This is a genomic window from Paenibacillus sp. FSL H8-0548, from assembly GCF_038630985.1.
Taxonomy (GTDB): domain Bacteria; phylum Bacillota; class Bacilli; order Paenibacillales; family Paenibacillaceae; genus Pristimantibacillus.
On the sequence record NZ_CP152049.1, the window covers coordinates 2,006,679 to 2,020,771 of the forward strand.

Genomic DNA, 14,093 nt, shown 5'->3' on the forward strand with positions numbered 1-14,093 from the left:
CATTCGTTAAGACAAGCTTCCGCTGAGGGGTTTGTTTTGTTTGAAATATAGGAAAGTATAGTTATTTCACGGGTGTCGCTGCATTATCGCTTGTTGGTTATACTTTTTGAGCAATCAATTCGTTAACCGCTTTGAAGATGGTATCAAACAGCTCTTCAAGGTTATCTTCTTCTATGCAGGAGAAGGCTACGCGAAGATCCGTTTCACCAAGCGCGATTGTTCCAATGCCATATTCGTTCAGCAAATGAACACGGACCTCTTCAGCTGTAACACGGTTTAGTTTAAGGCACATAAAATACCCGGAGTTGAATGGGTAGTAGCCCCATACGTCACCATATCGACCACTGTCGAGCAGAGATTTCACGCAATTGGCCCGGCCCTTCATAATTTCGTATTTTTCCGCTTTCTGAGCTTCAAAATCAGGGGAAGTCAGTGCGCGCAATACGAATGTTTGTGACGGATGTGGACCACTGGAAATGGTAGCGCGAATAATACCTGTCGTTTTTTGCTCCAATGCGGCTAAAACATTTGTTGAGGTTGAAGCATAAGTGATAAAGCCTACACGGAAGCCCCAAACGTATTCTTCTTTCGTTGCGCCATCGACCTTTACAGCTAGAACACGCGGATGGAGGTCAGCTAGTCTTGAGAATAAAGATTCCTGTAAGGAATCTTCAAAGAACAAGCCAAAATAAGCATCATCGGTTACGACTACGACATTAATGCCTGCTTCTGCAGCATCAAGAATCGCGGCGATAATTTCTTCGCCTTCCTGTGGTCCTGGCGTATAGCCCGTAGGGTTGTTCGGGAAGTTAAGCACCACAATGGCTTTGCCCTTGTCCTTCTGTGCAAGCAATGCCTCGCGAAGACCTACGCTATTGAAACGTGTTTGATCATTATATAGCGGGTATTCTACGATTTCGGCACCACGGCGAATACTGAACGTTAGCTCATAGTTTTCCCAGTTTTTATTTGGAATAATAACGGCATCGCCAGCATCAGCGAATAAATCCGCTACAATGCTAAGACCATGCGTCAATGCATTCGTTACAACTGGATTGCCGAAGCTCTTAGAGGCAAGGGAAGGGTTATCCTTGATCATCTTCGTACGCCAAGCAGCACGCAGTTCTGGTTTGCCTGCTGGCGGAGCATATTCATATATATCTTTCGGATTGTAAGCAGAGAGCGTATCTTGGATGATCTTTAGATGCATCGGTTGTCCGCCTTCTGTTGCAATTCCGATCGTAGCGTTAAATTTAGTTGCTTTCGTCTTCGCTTCGGCGGACTGACTGAGTATGCCCTCTTTCGGGAAATAAATCGCTTTGCCTAAGGCTGACAACATCGCATAGACGTTCGGGCTTTCTGATTGCAACGTCTCGTTTAACTGCTGAGCAAGTGGGTTCATGGACTTTATTCCATCCTTCCGAAATTATCATTAGATTAGGTATAATATATACGAACGTGCTGAAATTGCAAGCTGTTAGCTTTTTTTGATCGTGTCGGTTGCTATTATAACATTTTTTTAGTGCCGCAAACCATTCTCAAAGCAAATTTTATCGTAATTTTAGGGCTACTTGCACAAAAGTTTGCAGCTGTTGTATGATGACGGCATAGATTTGCACAGGAGGTGGCCCCTATGCTGCACACTTCGCCAGAAAGCTACGTTCTACTCCCGCCGTTTGCAAAGATTGTATGTGAGCCGGGCTGGAGATGGGCGAGACGAGAGAAGCCATTGGCCAATTTTGATTTATTTTACATATGGAGCGGGGAGGGGGAACTTGAGCTCAATGGAACGACCTATCCGGTTGGTCCGGGAAGCTGCTTCCTGTTTCGTCCGGGAGATTACACCTGCGCTACGCATAACCCTCAGCGTCCGCTCGTATTAACCTATATCCATTTCGCCATTAACGAACCGACAGATCTGGTGCCGAACCAGTATAGAGTGCTAACGGACACTGTCGATTTCGAATATATGCTCTCGCGCTATGTAAGACTATTCCTCGTTCAGACTTACGCGGCAGAGGAGGAAGCGCAGCTTGTTCTTAAGCAGCTAATGATTCATTTGCTTAGAGAGGACAGGCAGCTGCCGGTTGAGAAGAAGGCGAGCAACCAGTTGACAGAGGCTATTCACGAGGTAGCTAATTATGTTCGGCAAAATCCAAGCATCCCACATCGGGTGGAGGATTTGGCGATGCGTGCGCAGCTGTCGCCGCGTTATTTTTCAATGAAGTTCAAAGAACTGATTGGGATGTCAGTTCAGACCTACATGATCCGCACGAGAATTGATCGCGCTCAGCATTTGCTGATGCATGTGGGGATGAATGTTACAGAGGTAGCGGATGCGCTAGGCTATCGTGATATCTTTTTTTTCAGCAGGCAATTTAAGCAGTATACAGGGCGCAGCCCGTCGGAGATCAGATAGCTTATATCGCAACGAAGCTATGAACCAGCTGGGCAGAAATGTTATTTCTGTGCAGCTTTTTTTATGGACATGTGTAGAAAGCAGCAAGAATAACCTCATGATGACGCCCAGTGGCGGAAAAAGGCCGCGTCTCATAGGGTGCTGTGAGGAGTACCGAGTGCAGCCCGGTGAGTGGGCGTGGATAAGCGGTATCGTGGCCAAATAGATCTAAAATTTAGATCTAAGGAGGCCAAATCGCTCAAAAGGCAGAAATAGGTCTATAAATTAGACCTAATGCCGAGCGCAGGCGATCAAATGGGCTGTATACGCGGTATCGTGGCCAAATAGATCTAAAATTTAGATCTAAAGGAGGCCAAATCGCTCAAAAGGCAGAAATAGGTCTATAAATTAGACCTAATGCCGAGCGCAAGCCATCAATCACTTGGTGGGAGCAAACGCTAGTTTGCAGGACTGTGTATGAAAGGCTGTCCCTTGTCCAATCGAACATAAGCAAAAAAAGAAACCAATCTTTAGTAAAATGTCTGCTCCAAGCAGTCTTTTTACTAAGGATTGGTTTCTGAAGATTAGGAGAAGCTGAGGCGCGGCTTCAACTTCGTATTTGGGCCGATTAGCGACTGCGAAGGGAGCCGAGCAACTCGCCCATTTGAACCTTGCTGCCAAGCAGATTATTATCTCGCGGAGTAAATGTTTTGTCCTCCAGTACCAGAACGACAGTTGAGCCGAACTCGAAGTAGGCCAGCTCCTCGCCCTTAGACATCGTGCTCTTAAGCGGCTGCACATACTGAATGCTGCTCACATTCATTGCCCCAACCTTGACAACAGCTGCTTCTCCTTCGCTGTGCTGCATGTACGTAATTAGCCGCTCGTTGCGGCTGAGCACTCTTCGCATATGGCGCAGACCAAAGTCATTCACCGGATAAACCTTGCCTGCAATATGCTCACGCTCCACAATGTGGCCACTAACCGGAGTGTGGATACGATGATAATCGGTAGGACTTAAATAAAGCACAATATAATAGCCATTCAAATAATTTGACGCTCGCGGAGAACGATTGAGAAGCTCATCAATCGTATAGTCCTGTCCTTTTACGTTCACAAGGGTGCCTTGATTTATCGGTCCGGCACCAGTAATAAGTGCGTCTACTGGACTCACGAGTGAGTCAGCATCCGAATGAATTTCCCGAAGTCCAGTCTTCAGCCGACGTGTGAAAAACTCATTCAATGTATGATATTGGGACAGCGGCTTCTCTGCTTCCTCTGTCTTAATTTTGTATGTCTTAGCAAAATGGGAAATAAAAGGGCGGCTGGCAGCTGATTGCGCGAACCTTCCAGTCATGCTGGATATCCATTTGCGAGAGCTTAATTCTGTCATAGAACGAAGCAGCCATTTTGTCATACGTGAACCGTCACGTCCTCTCCTGCTAGGGGGAAATTGTCCTAACACCCACCACACAGTGTGACATATTCAGCTCGATTTTTCAATATATAAGAATTTATAAGTTAGCAATTGTAAATAGGCTTATCGATCACTGCGAAACGAGCTTTGCCTTTTGCGCGATATGATGAAAACATAGACCGCCGCCGCCGCTAATACGGCTGCACCGATGAATGCTGCGATAGTCACGTGTGATTGCTGCCCTTCCTTAACGGCAATCGCTATAAATGACCAGACAAACACAAGGATATATACCGTATCTTTATAATGGATGCCAATGAAGAGTGCAAGCAGGCTGGCTGCTGTCAGCATGATGATCGTCCATGTTATATCAGACAGCCCAAAGCCGTCCCATTTGGAGGCATAAAGGACCACCGCTGCATTTACAATGCTAGCCGTGCTTATCCAGCCTAGATACAAGCTGAACGGAAGGCGCACGAGAAGACTCTCAGCAATGCTGGGAGAGAGCTTAATGATTCGGATTGAGATATAAATCGTGATGAGTGATAGCAGTAAAGCTGCCATGATGTATAAGCTGCTGAGAAGCTTCTCATATTGCCAAGCGAGTATCCATGCCACGTTCAGCAGACAGCTAATTAGGAACCACGGGCCTACGCTTTGGACGTTTTTGCTATTAGCTGCTCTTCGAGTGAACTGATAAGCGGTAAATCCGATCAGCAAAATATAAATAACCGACCATATAGAAAAAGCATAGGGCGCAGGAGTAATGAGAACGGGATATTTGGCAGATAGTTCTCCTGTTGTTTTGTTATTAATCGGGAGCCACTGTGCGAGCGCATTAACAAATAATACGGCTGCGAGTCCAATGACATTTAACCATTTCCAGTAGTTTTTCATAACGCTACCTCCATTTACCCTCTGTTATTCCTATATAAGTTGAACTTGAAAAATGATATTCTCGCGCAGCGCCCAAAACGTGAGTTTCTAGTTTAACTTATATAGATGCTTCAATTCTTATGTACACATGTTTACATGAATTTATTCAGCCTGATCGATTTATTGGATCGGAAAATAGGTTTAGGACCATTCAAAATAACCGAACCTGTCACTAGAGGTGAAGGTTAATGATGATTATGATTGGCGCAGCGCTCATAGTTGGAGCGTTTTTAATTGGATGGATAAGCAAAATGAGTGATTTGATCAGCCGAATTTTTGATGTCGTCGCGGCTGCCGCTGTATTTGTTTTTTATGTTACAGCAGCAGATGCTGTTATGGAGACGCTAGCCAACGACACAGTGTTTATGACCGAGGTGCATAAGGTGCTTGAAAATGCTGGATTTCTGGCAAGCGGTGCCTATCTGGGTCCTTATATCCTTGCAAGAATTGCAATGCTGCCAGCGTATTTGTTTGGACGTAAATAGGGAGCGATTCATTTGAACAAAAATCCACTGGGCAAGCTTGCGATTATTTCCATTATTCCGGTATGATAAGAGCAGATCTTGAAGGAGGATTTTTCAATGACTGAGCTAAAGCTTCGAAAGCCGGAGGCTGTAATATTTGATATGGATGGCACGCTATTTGAAACAGATACACTGCTTGTGCCTGTACATCGACGTCTGTTCGATACGCTAAGAGCAGAAGGGCTTTATGAGCATGAAACGCCGCCTGTAGAACGTTTGCTGGGCTGTTTGGGCATGGTGCTCGAGGATATATGGCGCGAGATTATGCCGGATAGTTCTGAGGCAGCGCGGAAACGGGCGGATGTGCTGATGCTTCAATATGAGCTTGAAGGGCTTGCTGCTGGCGAAGGCACGCTTTATCCATACGTTGAGCAAACGCTGCGCGAGCTGAAGGCGCATGGAGTGAAGCTGTTTGTTGCAAGCAACGGACTGGAGGAGTATGTGAAGGGAGTAGCCAAGTATAGAGGCATAGCTCCATTGTTCGATGGTTTGTATAGCGCGGGTGAATATGAGACTTTAAGTAAAGTTGATTTAGTAGCGCAGCTGCTTAAAGATCATGGAGTAAAATCTGCTTGGATGGTGGGAGACCGCTCGTCTGATGTGGAAGCTGGAAAAGGCAACGGGCTGCAAACGATCGGCTGTGCTTATGCAGCTTATGGACAAGCTGCCGAGCTTGCTGGAGCAGATGTGCTGATTACTGATTTTCGCGAGCTTACTCGCTTGTTGGAGCAATAACTAAACAGCATTTTGCCCATTAGGCGGCATCTGCTGCTGTAGCTGAATGGGGCAAAAGGCGGAGGGAGCAGCTATGAATTCTACAAGTTGGAATACTGATCTTATTATTTCTGCGGATCAATTGAGGGATTTGGTGGGGACGCCTCATGAAGCCGTCGTCAAAAAGAATGTTTCTCAAATGGAGGAACATGTTCGGCATTATTTGACTCTTTCCCCATTATTTTTCTTATCCACCTCGGATGCCAGCGGGAGATGCGATTCATCCCCGCGCGGCGATGATGCTGGATTTGTGAAGCCGCTGGATGATTTCAGACTTATTTATCCAGAGCGCCCAGGCAATCGTCGAATTGATTCCTTGCTCAATATGCTGGAAAATCCGCAGGTCGGTATGCTGTTTGTTATTCCCGGCATGCAGGAGGTGCTTCGGATCAACGGCCGCGCATCGCTGACAACGAACGCTGAGCTTATCGAGCAGATGAATTGGAGCGGAAAGGCACCTGCGCTTGCTGTCATTGTTGAAGTGCAAGAATGTTTTGTGCATTGTCCTCGGGCATTGAAGCAAGCACGAGTGTGGGACAAGGAGCAGTGGCCTGAAGCAGAAGCAATGCCTTCTGTGAGTGAAATGTTTAAAGCTCATTTGCGAATAAACGGCTACGAAGTGTAGCGGATACGAAACGAGCACCTGCCTGTTCTGGCAGGTGCTCGTATTTTTTTAATCAATATCCGAACCAAAATCGCTTTGCTTGCGGGCATCGGGGAGAACCGTTTGCTTATCCTTTTCTTTTTTGCGCTTCTTTTGGGTATGAAGCCAGAGCGCATACTCGAGCGGACGCAGGATAGCTTTCCGATAGGTATCCTTCTCACCAGCTTGTGCAAATACTTCCCTGGCGGGCTTGGGATTGACCTCGAGCAGCCAAATGCCGCCCTTTCGGTCGATGGCAAGATCTAGTGCCAGCTCGCACAGCCTGCCGTAGCTCTGCTCTAAGAAAGCTGCAATCCCAACACCGAGCTTCTCTGCTTCCTCTCTTACCTCATCGACCTTGCTCTCATCGCGAAGCCATTCCTTCAGCAAGGCGTTCATTGTGGCAGCACGGCCACCGCCATGCAAATTAGAGGTTATGCTTCCTTCAGCTCCGATTCTTCCCGCGCAGCCGGTAACCTCCCATGCGCCCTCACCATTTTTTTGTATAAGCATCCGATAATCGTGAACACGACCGCTTACAAGCTTAATTTGAATTCCTTGCTGTGCGATATAACGATTGCTCTTCAAATGCCATGGTGCCAAGTAGCTGCTAAGGCCTGCTGGAGAGATTTGCTGTGGTCGAATGATGCGTCTGGATTGGTCCCGGCCCTGAATATGAAGCAGACCATCCTTGCGGCTCTCGATACGGAGTATGCCTCTCCCGCCAGTTCCGTTAATCGGCTTTAAATAGACGAGCGGGTATTTTCGGATCATGTCCGTGACATCCTGAGTGCTCTCCACATACCTTGTTGCCGGAAGACAGCCCTTATAGCGAAAGTCCTTGGTGAGGAGGCGATGAATCGTCCATTTATTGCGCAAGGGGCGGTTTAGAAAGGTTAGATGACCGTAGCGAGAGCGGAATTTCTTTAACTGTTCAAAGCGGTAGGTTCGCTGAATACGGCATCTGTCGTAGATCATATTTGGAAAGGAGGTCGACTGTCGTGACCATATCTTCGTATCTGGATTATAGAATAGAGCATTAATTTTATTCTGATCGAAATCGACATCCTTGGGTGTAAAAACGAAAACCAGAAGTCCGAGCTTTCGGCCTGCAGAAGTCATTTTTTGATAAATTTTTTTTTCCTCCAGATAGCCAGCCTCATTGAGGTACAAAGTCAGGATGCCTAAGACGGGCTGCGTCTGCGTCATTAACGGTCCTCCTTTCGAAACGGAGCGTAGGTTTGCCAGTAGGGCCTCTGTGCATTGAAACAGCAGTCATGCCAAGCCGAAAGCAGAGTGCCATGCTGGCGGTGTTGTCCGCAGCTACGTTGCAGGTCAGTTTCCCTAGCCGCTGAATCATCGCTTGAACGAGCGAACTGCCGATTCCGAGGCTCCTCGCTTCCGGATGGACGACGACCATACAGGCGGCCTCGCCGCCATTCTCAGCAAAGCCAAAGCCGACGATGCGGCTCCCTTGCCGAGCGATGACGGCGACCGCATCATACAAATCGTTAATTCCTGCTTCAAGTAAGGAAGGCTCAAGCTTACGAAGTGCATGAATAGTAGCTACAGCAAGGCGCTTATCCCCGAATCGAATGGCAAAGCCGATAAGTCTCTTTTGTTCTGATAACCATGCTTCCGGAGTAAGCAGCTCTAGCTCCATGTTACATGCCTCCCGCTTTCTCTGTTTTTGTTTTAGCCAGATATGCACCATATTGAAAAATACGTTCTAACGATTTTTGACGGATATGCGGCTCGTCAAATTTCATTGGCTTGGAATTAGCTTCGAAAAACCACATATTCCCTTCGTTGTCTACGCCAAGATCCATGGACATTTCACCTAGAAGCTGACCGGAGGCCTGCTCAATTTGCTTGGCGATAAGGACAGCGGTATTTTTCGCCTTTATGAGCAGTTTACGCGCCAGATCCTCATTAAATGAATGAGCAAGCAGCTTCTCCGGATCTTCGATCATTCCGCCTCGCGGGACATGGGTAGTAATGCTTGAGACGCCGGCAATTCTGGCACCGATCCCCGTAATGTCCCATTGTCCTCGCTGGTTTTTTTGAACGAGCGCGCGCAGATCGAATCGTCTATCGTTGTACGAAGCAAGATTTATTCCTTGCTGAGCGATATAGGCTTCGCTGCCGCTTTGTTTTTGAATACGAGTCCATAGTTTATTAATATTAGCGCAATTATAAGTGACGCTTTTTTTGTTTTCTTGAATTTTCAGTCGGTACGGGAGCTGCTTCTCAGCGTAGACCTTAATAGTCATAATGCCTTTTCCTGCTTTTCCGCTCTCGGGCTTTAAATACAGATAGGTATGCTTGCGCATTAACCGGCCAAGACCTGTTGCCGTAGCAAGCTTGCGTGTTGTTGGAATATAAGGTTTGGTCGATTTGGATAAACGAAGCCACTCGAATAAATTCCATTTGTTAAAAAAGGCAGGATTGAAAAGTGTCACGCGCGGATGCTTGCGACAAGCGTCGATCTTCTGTCTGACCGAGGGATGAATTTCATCCTCTCTAAGCGGAATTCGATTATAAATAATGTCGGGAAAAGGAAGCAGCCGCAGCTGCCAGTCATCCAGAGCCTCGTTGTATACAAAGCCCTTTAGACTGCTTCTAGTAAGCTGAAGATTCCTGACAGTAAGGACATAGACGATAAATCCCATGGATTGACCTGTACGAATCAAATCAATAAAGTTGCTGCGATTTCCGCGAAAAAGCTGAATGTCATCCTCGATGGTCAAAATTGCAAGTACATTTCTGCCGGCGCGCAGCTCTCTGAATTCTGATTCATCTGGAAGGTTGCTGTCCATCAGCTTTTCCCTCCCTGGCTTTGGAAGCGGCTGAGATATAAGCAATGCTCCAAAATATAGGTCAGAGATGCGCGTCCCTCTGAGCGAAGCGCCGGATGCTTGAAGATTGACCGTCCAGGTTTGGCATTGGCTTCAAACATCCATATTTCGCCATCCTTATCGATGCCAAGATCAAGTCCGAGCTCGCCAAGTCGATGCGGATAGTTTCTTTCAATGGCTTCTGAAAGCTTGATTGCTGCAAGCTTCGCCTTCTCCAGAACGGTATCTGCTTCTGTGCCGAAGGTCTTGCTCAGCGCTTGCTCTGGCGTCATAAGCGAGCCTCCGTTCTTGACATGCGTGGTTACGCTGCCGCGACCAGCCTTCTTGGCTCCAATGCCGGCGGGAATCCATTCATTGTTCCCGTTTTTATGCATGTGAAAACGGAAGTCGAGCGGACAGCCGTCGATCTCGACCAGACGAATGCCTTGCTGTACGACATAATGATTTAAGCTGCTGCCATGCTTAGCCTGAATCATCCTCATAAGGCTGTTAAAGGTGTTGAACCGCAGCAGTACGTTTTGACTGCCTTTGCGGTATCGAGCGAAATAGCCGCGCTTTGGATGATAAGTGAGGCGATAGATACCGATGCCAAGGCTGCCTGCCGTAGGCTTAAAATAAAGAAATTGATGCTTTTCGAGCATTTCCTTTATTTTTTCTGCAGAAGGAGCGGAAACTGACTCCGGCAAGTGGATGAGAGCTTCCGGATCGTTGTCAAGCAGCTTATAGACATCCGCTTTATTGAAGAAGCTCCAGTTGAAAAACGGAATTTTACGGCGTACGAAGCGCTCCCGAAGCGAATTTATTGAAGCGGATGTTTCTGCTTTGCGGCTTGGGAGCCGATTATACACAACATCGGGGAGCGGTACGATTTTGCGGAACCAGCCTCCCTGTGCATTTAGAAAATAACCGTTGACCGTTTCTTGCTGCCAGTTGATGTCGCTCGGCGTAAAGCCGAAGAGATAGGCTTTATGCTCGCCTGTTCGAATAACCTCTTTAATAAAACCAGTGCGAGGTCCAAAAGGATTGCTCTCAGAACGATCATTGTTGTCGCTCAAAATCCCAACCAACGGTCCGAGCTGAAGCTCATTGCCTCCTGCATTAAGAACGTAGACGTTTCCTGACTTAGGGACTCTAATCGTTTGGCGGATACCTGCGGATAGATACAAATGATTACCGGGACGTTTCAGCTGCTTAATCTCAGCGTTAATGACCTCGTTGCCGAGCTTGAGGCGAACCGACGTTTTGTCGGAAAGCTTTAGCTGCTTGAGTAATGGACCTGATAAATATACGACTTTATTCGATTGCTGAGAGAAATGTACGTTACAAGTTGTCAAACTCATCGATGAACCTCCTGAACGTTGAAAGGCCGTAATAGATTGTCGGAGCTTAAAAGGGGACGACGGCCGTTTGCGGATTCATTGGCTACAAAGGACGGTGATAAACGTCTGGACAGAAAGGCTGCATAGATTAGCGGTCTTTCAATGGATTGCTGTTCTGCTAACGGAGCGCCAATTTTGCGGAAGGAAGAACGCCCAGGCTTCGAGTTTACTTCAAGCAGCCATAGATAGCGGCTTTGATCTATGCCATAATCCAACCCAAGCTCGGCAAATCTACCGTATTTGCTTTCAAGCCGTTCTGCTGTTTGCTTGCTTATTGTATGGATTTGATCTAGCAAACGTTCGGATTCTGGCTTGCCAAATTTGGCACAGAGCAGCTCGGAGGCGGGCAAGGCTTCTCCACCGCCATGCAGATTGGAGGTCAAAGAGCCTGAATGACCTACACGCGCAGCAGTGCCGGTGAGTACCCAGCGTCCTCTTTCGTCTTTTTGAATAAGCGCCCTAACGTCAAACGGTTTGTTATCCGTGCCGCTGAGATCTAAATAAGGCTGTATTAAATAAGACGAGCCTTTTATAAAGCGATTGATCCAAATTGACAAAGCTTGCTTCCCTTCGAACGTATGCGTAAACGAACGATTTTGACGGGTTCTTCCTGTGATGAGTATAGATCGGTCATGACAGCAACTCTTTACATGGATAATCCCTCTGCCCTGCATGCCAGCGGATGGCTTAAGAATGATGCCGCCCGGGCAGCGGTCAATAAACGTATGCAGCTGCTGAGCAGATGCATACGTCAGCGTAACAGGCAGATGCTTTGCGAGTTGATCATCTGCCTTGAGACCCTCATACACCTCAAGCTTTGCCGGAAGAGCTCCGTTTAGCAAACGGTAGGGTTGGATTGCAGCAAGTTGCCTTAGCATATGGCGACAACCCAACTGCTCATTGGCATTTGAGAAAAAGCAACGATCGTAGATGATATCAGGAAAAGGAACTCGCTGGTGTACCCAGCGATTGTCGATCAGCTGATAGCCAAACAGCTGCTTTAAATGCGGCTTCAGGCTATCTGCTGTAAATACGAAAACATCAATGCCCAGCTGCTTTCCAGCTATGCTTAGCGCCCGATAAAAGGCGGGCTCTGGCAAAAGTGGCTCGGCATTGCGGTTACTTTCCTGCTGTTTAATTGACGCAACGACAATACCGAGAATTGCTTTTCGAGCCTGCATCGTAGCCTCCGTTAAATGCCCGATAAAAATCGGGAATATTGTATCATCATGCGGACAGATGGACGAATCTTGTTGTCATTAAGCGGTGTATTATCGTTTTTGGACGGCTTTGAGTTTACTTCCAGGAGCCATACACGGCCGTTAGTATCCATAGCTAAGTCGATTCCAAGCTCACCGAAATGCGCGGGGATTTGATCGTCGACTCCCCGTGCAATTTGCAATGCTGCTTGTCGAAGCCGCTGAACGGCATCCTGCCTGTTAATCCCAAGGCTGAGATTGGACTTTGCAACAGCCTCTCCAGCAGTGCTCAGCGTACCGCCGCGGGCTAGATTCGATACGAAATGATGGTTACCTGCTGTACGCGCTACAATGGACGTAATTGTCCATTTGCCGCTTACGTTTTTTTGGACTAGGGCTCGAAAGTCGACAGGCCGCTTCTGGATTTCGATTAACGTCAGCCCTTGCTGAATTTGGTATTTCACCGTTTTCATTTTGACAGATATCGTCGAGAAGAGCTTGAGCAGGGTTGGATATTGCTGCTTGCGAGTACCTGCCGCTGTCGCGAACATCGCTTGATAGTTGTTCGCATCCAGACGCGTAATCCGTATGATCCCTTTACCTAGACTGCCTCGAACGGGTTTTAGAAACACGTTGTTGTAGCGGAGGCACATCGATTTCAGCATCGTATAGTTGCGCAGAGAATGCGATTCAGGCAAGTAGCGAGCCAAGGAGTCGTCTTTCTTTAGTGCATCGAATACTTCGGTTTTATCCAAAAATTTTTCATTGAAAACAGCAGTGCGGTGCTTCAGTTTTACTTCCTTTATAAAATGTTGTACGCTGGGTTTGTTCTCCAATTTTCTGGAGGTTAGACGGTTATTGATGACATCCGGAACGGGAAGCGATGTCTTTCTCCAGCCGTCTGAATAGATCCAGCCGTCAATCGTATCCTGACTGGCTCCGATCTGATTCGGTGTGAAAAAATAAACGTAAGCGCCTTGCGCTGTACAGGCTTCAACAAGCTCCCTGCAGAACATGGTGATGGAGCCAAAAGGTTTATCCGGCATATGCGGATAGTCACGGCTGACTAGCACGCCGATTAAAGGTCCCAAAACTAATGTTGCTGTACCGGCTTTGTATTGCAGTCGAATGGGGGTGTCTGATGATAATCCCATTTGTCTAGCTAAGCTTTGACTCATCCTCATGCCATCGTATTTTGCAACAGGAATAACTTTAACAGACTGTCTGAAGGCACCGAATTTCAAGAGAATGTGCTGGCCTTGCGGGATTTTCCACTGCTTAACATAGGATTCGCCCAGCATAAGTGAGTCTTCCGGGAGCATGCCGGAGCTGATCACCTGTACGGCTACTTTCGATTTGAGCATCATAAATCTCCTTCCAAGCAGGAGGATGACGATAAGAGGTTAGCGGCCTGTAGGTGTTTTACACGAATTACCTCATCATATGAGGACATCTATACCTTTGTGAATCAGAAACTGATCGGAGGCTTGTGATGTTTGAGTGGCTTTTCCATAAATAGCTTGGATCTGACCTTCATAAAGCGGTATGATTAACGAATAGAATACATGCTGAAATTACATAAATGGGAGCGAGACGAATGAATATTCATGATAAGGCCTATGAATTGGCGAAAGCATTGAAGGAGAGCGAAGAAGCAAATCTGCTGAAGCTGGCGAAGGAGGCTGCTCAGGCGGATGCTGAAGCAAAAAGCATGCTGGACGATTTTCGCGAGCGTCAAGCTTTTCTACAGCAAAAAATGATGGCTGGCGAAGAGCCGTCGGCAGAGGATATGGAAAAAATGAACAAGCTTTATGAAACCATTTCTGCCAATCCATTGATTGGGAAGCTGCTTGATGCGGAGCGCCGTTTTGCGGTCGTGTTCGAGGATGTCAACCGTATTATTTCCGATGTATTGAAATCAATCGTCGACTAAAAACAGACATATCCCTCGTCCGTTTCTCATAG

14 protein-coding genes are annotated in these 14,093 nt (G+C 47.1%); 5 read left to right on the top strand and 9 right to left on the bottom strand.

Features of this window, described 5'->3' with window-relative positions:
* Positions 1-97: 97 nt before the first annotated feature.
* Positions 98-1,402, bottom strand: a complete 1,305-nt coding sequence (locus MHI37_RS08460) for an aminotransferase class I/II-fold pyridoxal phosphate-dependent enzyme (RefSeq protein ID WP_076336165.1) — start codon at positions 1,400-1,402, stop codon at positions 98-100.
* Positions 1,403-1,633: 231 nt separating this feature from the next.
* On the opposite strand from MHI37_RS08460, the gene MHI37_RS08465 reads away from it, so the two are divergent.
* Positions 1,634-2,419, top strand: coding sequence for an AraC family transcriptional regulator (locus MHI37_RS08465; protein ID WP_076336164.1), 786 nt, complete (start codon positions 1,634-1,636; stop codon positions 2,417-2,419).
* Between the two features lie 607 nt (positions 2,420-3,026).
* On the opposite strand, the gene asd is transcribed toward MHI37_RS08465, so the two are convergent.
* Complete coding sequence (gene asd / locus MHI37_RS08470; RefSeq protein WP_076336163.1) at positions 3,027-3,815, bottom strand: archaetidylserine decarboxylase; 789 nt, start codon at positions 3,813-3,815, stop codon at positions 3,027-3,029.
* A gap of 123 nt (positions 3,816-3,938) precedes the next feature.
* On the bottom strand, positions 3,939-4,712 hold the full coding sequence (locus MHI37_RS08475) for a TspO/MBR family protein (RefSeq protein ID WP_076336162.1): 774 nt from the start codon (positions 4,710-4,712) through the stop codon (positions 3,939-3,941).
* 227 nt (positions 4,713-4,939) lie between these two features.
* Here MHI37_RS08475 and MHI37_RS08480 point away from each other — a divergent pair, with 227 nt between their 5' ends.
* The 3 genes from MHI37_RS08480 (at position 4,940) to MHI37_RS08490 (ending at position 6,674) form a co-directional block, all read left to right on the top strand.
* Positions 4,940-5,236, top strand: a complete 297-nt coding sequence (locus MHI37_RS08480; RefSeq protein WP_076336161.1) for a hypothetical protein — start codon at positions 4,940-4,942, stop codon at positions 5,234-5,236.
* 96 nt (positions 5,237-5,332) lie between these two features.
* Positions 5,333-6,010: an HAD family hydrolase gene (locus MHI37_RS08485; protein ID WP_076336160.1), complete on the top strand. Its 678-nt coding sequence runs from the start codon at positions 5,333-5,335 to the stop codon at positions 6,008-6,010.
* A gap of 73 nt (positions 6,011-6,083) precedes the next feature.
* Positions 6,084-6,674, top strand: coding sequence for an MSMEG_1061 family FMN-dependent PPOX-type flavoprotein (locus MHI37_RS08490; RefSeq protein ID WP_076336159.1), 591 nt, complete (start codon positions 6,084-6,086; stop codon positions 6,672-6,674).
* Between the two features lie 48 nt (positions 6,675-6,722).
* Here the strand turns inward: MHI37_RS08490 and MHI37_RS08495 are convergent, their stop codons facing one another.
* Genes MHI37_RS08495 through MHI37_RS08520 form a run of 6 tightly spaced genes read right to left on the bottom strand, consistent with a single transcriptional unit; the run spans position 6,723 to position 13,492 of the window.
* Positions 6,723-7,901, bottom strand: coding sequence for a YheC/YheD family protein (locus MHI37_RS08495; protein ID WP_076336158.1), 1,179 nt, complete (start codon positions 7,899-7,901; stop codon positions 6,723-6,725).
* Positions 7,852-8,355 (bottom strand): GNAT family N-acetyltransferase, encoded by a 504-nt coding sequence (locus tag MHI37_RS08500; RefSeq protein WP_076336157.1) that lies wholly within the window; start codon positions 8,353-8,355, stop codon positions 7,852-7,854. Before MHI37_RS08500 ends, MHI37_RS08495 begins: the two co-directional genes overlap by 50 nt.
* A gap of 1 nt (position 8,356) precedes the next feature.
* On the bottom strand, positions 8,357-9,511 hold the full coding sequence (locus MHI37_RS08505) for a YheC/YheD family protein (protein ID WP_076336156.1): 1,155 nt from the start codon (positions 9,509-9,511) through the stop codon (positions 8,357-8,359).
* Positions 9,511-10,890, bottom strand: a complete 1,380-nt coding sequence (locus MHI37_RS08510) for a YheC/YheD family protein (protein ID WP_076336155.1) — start codon at positions 10,888-10,890, stop codon at positions 9,511-9,513. The genes MHI37_RS08505 and MHI37_RS08510 overlap by 1 nt, the downstream gene beginning before the upstream one ends.
* Positions 10,887-12,110, bottom strand: coding sequence for a YheC/YheD family protein (locus MHI37_RS08515; protein WP_076336154.1), 1,224 nt, complete (start codon positions 12,108-12,110; stop codon positions 10,887-10,889). Before MHI37_RS08515 ends, MHI37_RS08510 begins: the two co-directional genes overlap by 4 nt.
* An 11-nt stretch (positions 12,111-12,121) precedes the next feature.
* A complete protein-coding gene (locus tag MHI37_RS08520; RefSeq protein WP_076336153.1) occupies positions 12,122-13,492 on the bottom strand; it encodes a YheC/YheD family protein in 1,371 nt (456 codons plus the stop codon).
* Positions 13,493-13,725: 233 nt separating this feature from the next.
* Between MHI37_RS08520 and MHI37_RS08525 the strand changes: the two genes are divergently transcribed.
* On the top strand, positions 13,726-14,061 hold the full coding sequence (locus MHI37_RS08525; protein WP_076336152.1) for a YlbF family regulator: 336 nt from the start codon (positions 13,726-13,728) through the stop codon (positions 14,059-14,061).
* Positions 14,062-14,093 lie beyond the last annotated feature (32 nt).

Coding starts and splice junctions, on each gene's coding strand:
- MHI37_RS08460 (WP_076336165.1), bottom strand. CDS start 1,402: ATGAACCCACTTGCTCAGCAGTTAAACGAGACGTTGCAATCAGAAAGC.
- MHI37_RS08465 (WP_076336164.1), top strand. CDS start 1,634: ATGCTGCACACTTCGCCAGAAAGCTACGTTCTACTCCCGCCGTTTGCA.
- asd (WP_076336163.1), bottom strand. CDS start 3,815: ATGACAAAATGGCTGCTTCGTTCTATGACAGAATTAAGCTCTCGCAAA.
- MHI37_RS08475 (WP_076336162.1), bottom strand. CDS start 4,712: ATGAAAAACTACTGGAAATGGTTAAATGTCATTGGACTCGCAGCCGTA.
- MHI37_RS08480 (WP_076336161.1), top strand. CDS start 4,940: ATGATGATTATGATTGGCGCAGCGCTCATAGTTGGAGCGTTTTTAATT.
- MHI37_RS08485 (WP_076336160.1), top strand. CDS start 5,333: ATGACTGAGCTAAAGCTTCGAAAGCCGGAGGCTGTAATATTTGATATG.
- MHI37_RS08490 (WP_076336159.1), top strand. CDS start 6,084: ATGAATTCTACAAGTTGGAATACTGATCTTATTATTTCTGCGGATCAA.
- MHI37_RS08495 (WP_076336158.1), bottom strand. CDS start 7,901: ATGACGCAGACGCAGCCCGTCTTAGGCATCCTGACTTTGTACCTCAAT.
- MHI37_RS08500 (WP_076336157.1), bottom strand. CDS start 8,355: ATGGAGCTAGAGCTGCTTACTCCGGAAGCATGGTTATCAGAACAAAAG.
- MHI37_RS08505 (WP_076336156.1), bottom strand. CDS start 9,511: ATGGACAGCAACCTTCCAGATGAATCAGAATTCAGAGAGCTGCGCGCC.
- MHI37_RS08510 (WP_076336155.1), bottom strand. CDS start 10,890: ATGAGTTTGACAACTTGTAACGTACATTTCTCTCAGCAATCGAATAAA.
- MHI37_RS08515 (WP_076336154.1), bottom strand. CDS start 12,110: ATGCAGGCTCGAAAAGCAATTCTCGGTATTGTCGTTGCGTCAATTAAA.
- MHI37_RS08520 (WP_076336153.1), bottom strand. CDS start 13,492: ATGCTCAAATCGAAAGTAGCCGTACAGGTGATCAGCTCCGGCATGCTC.
- MHI37_RS08525 (WP_076336152.1), top strand. CDS start 13,726: ATGAATATTCATGATAAGGCCTATGAATTGGCGAAAGCATTGAAGGAG.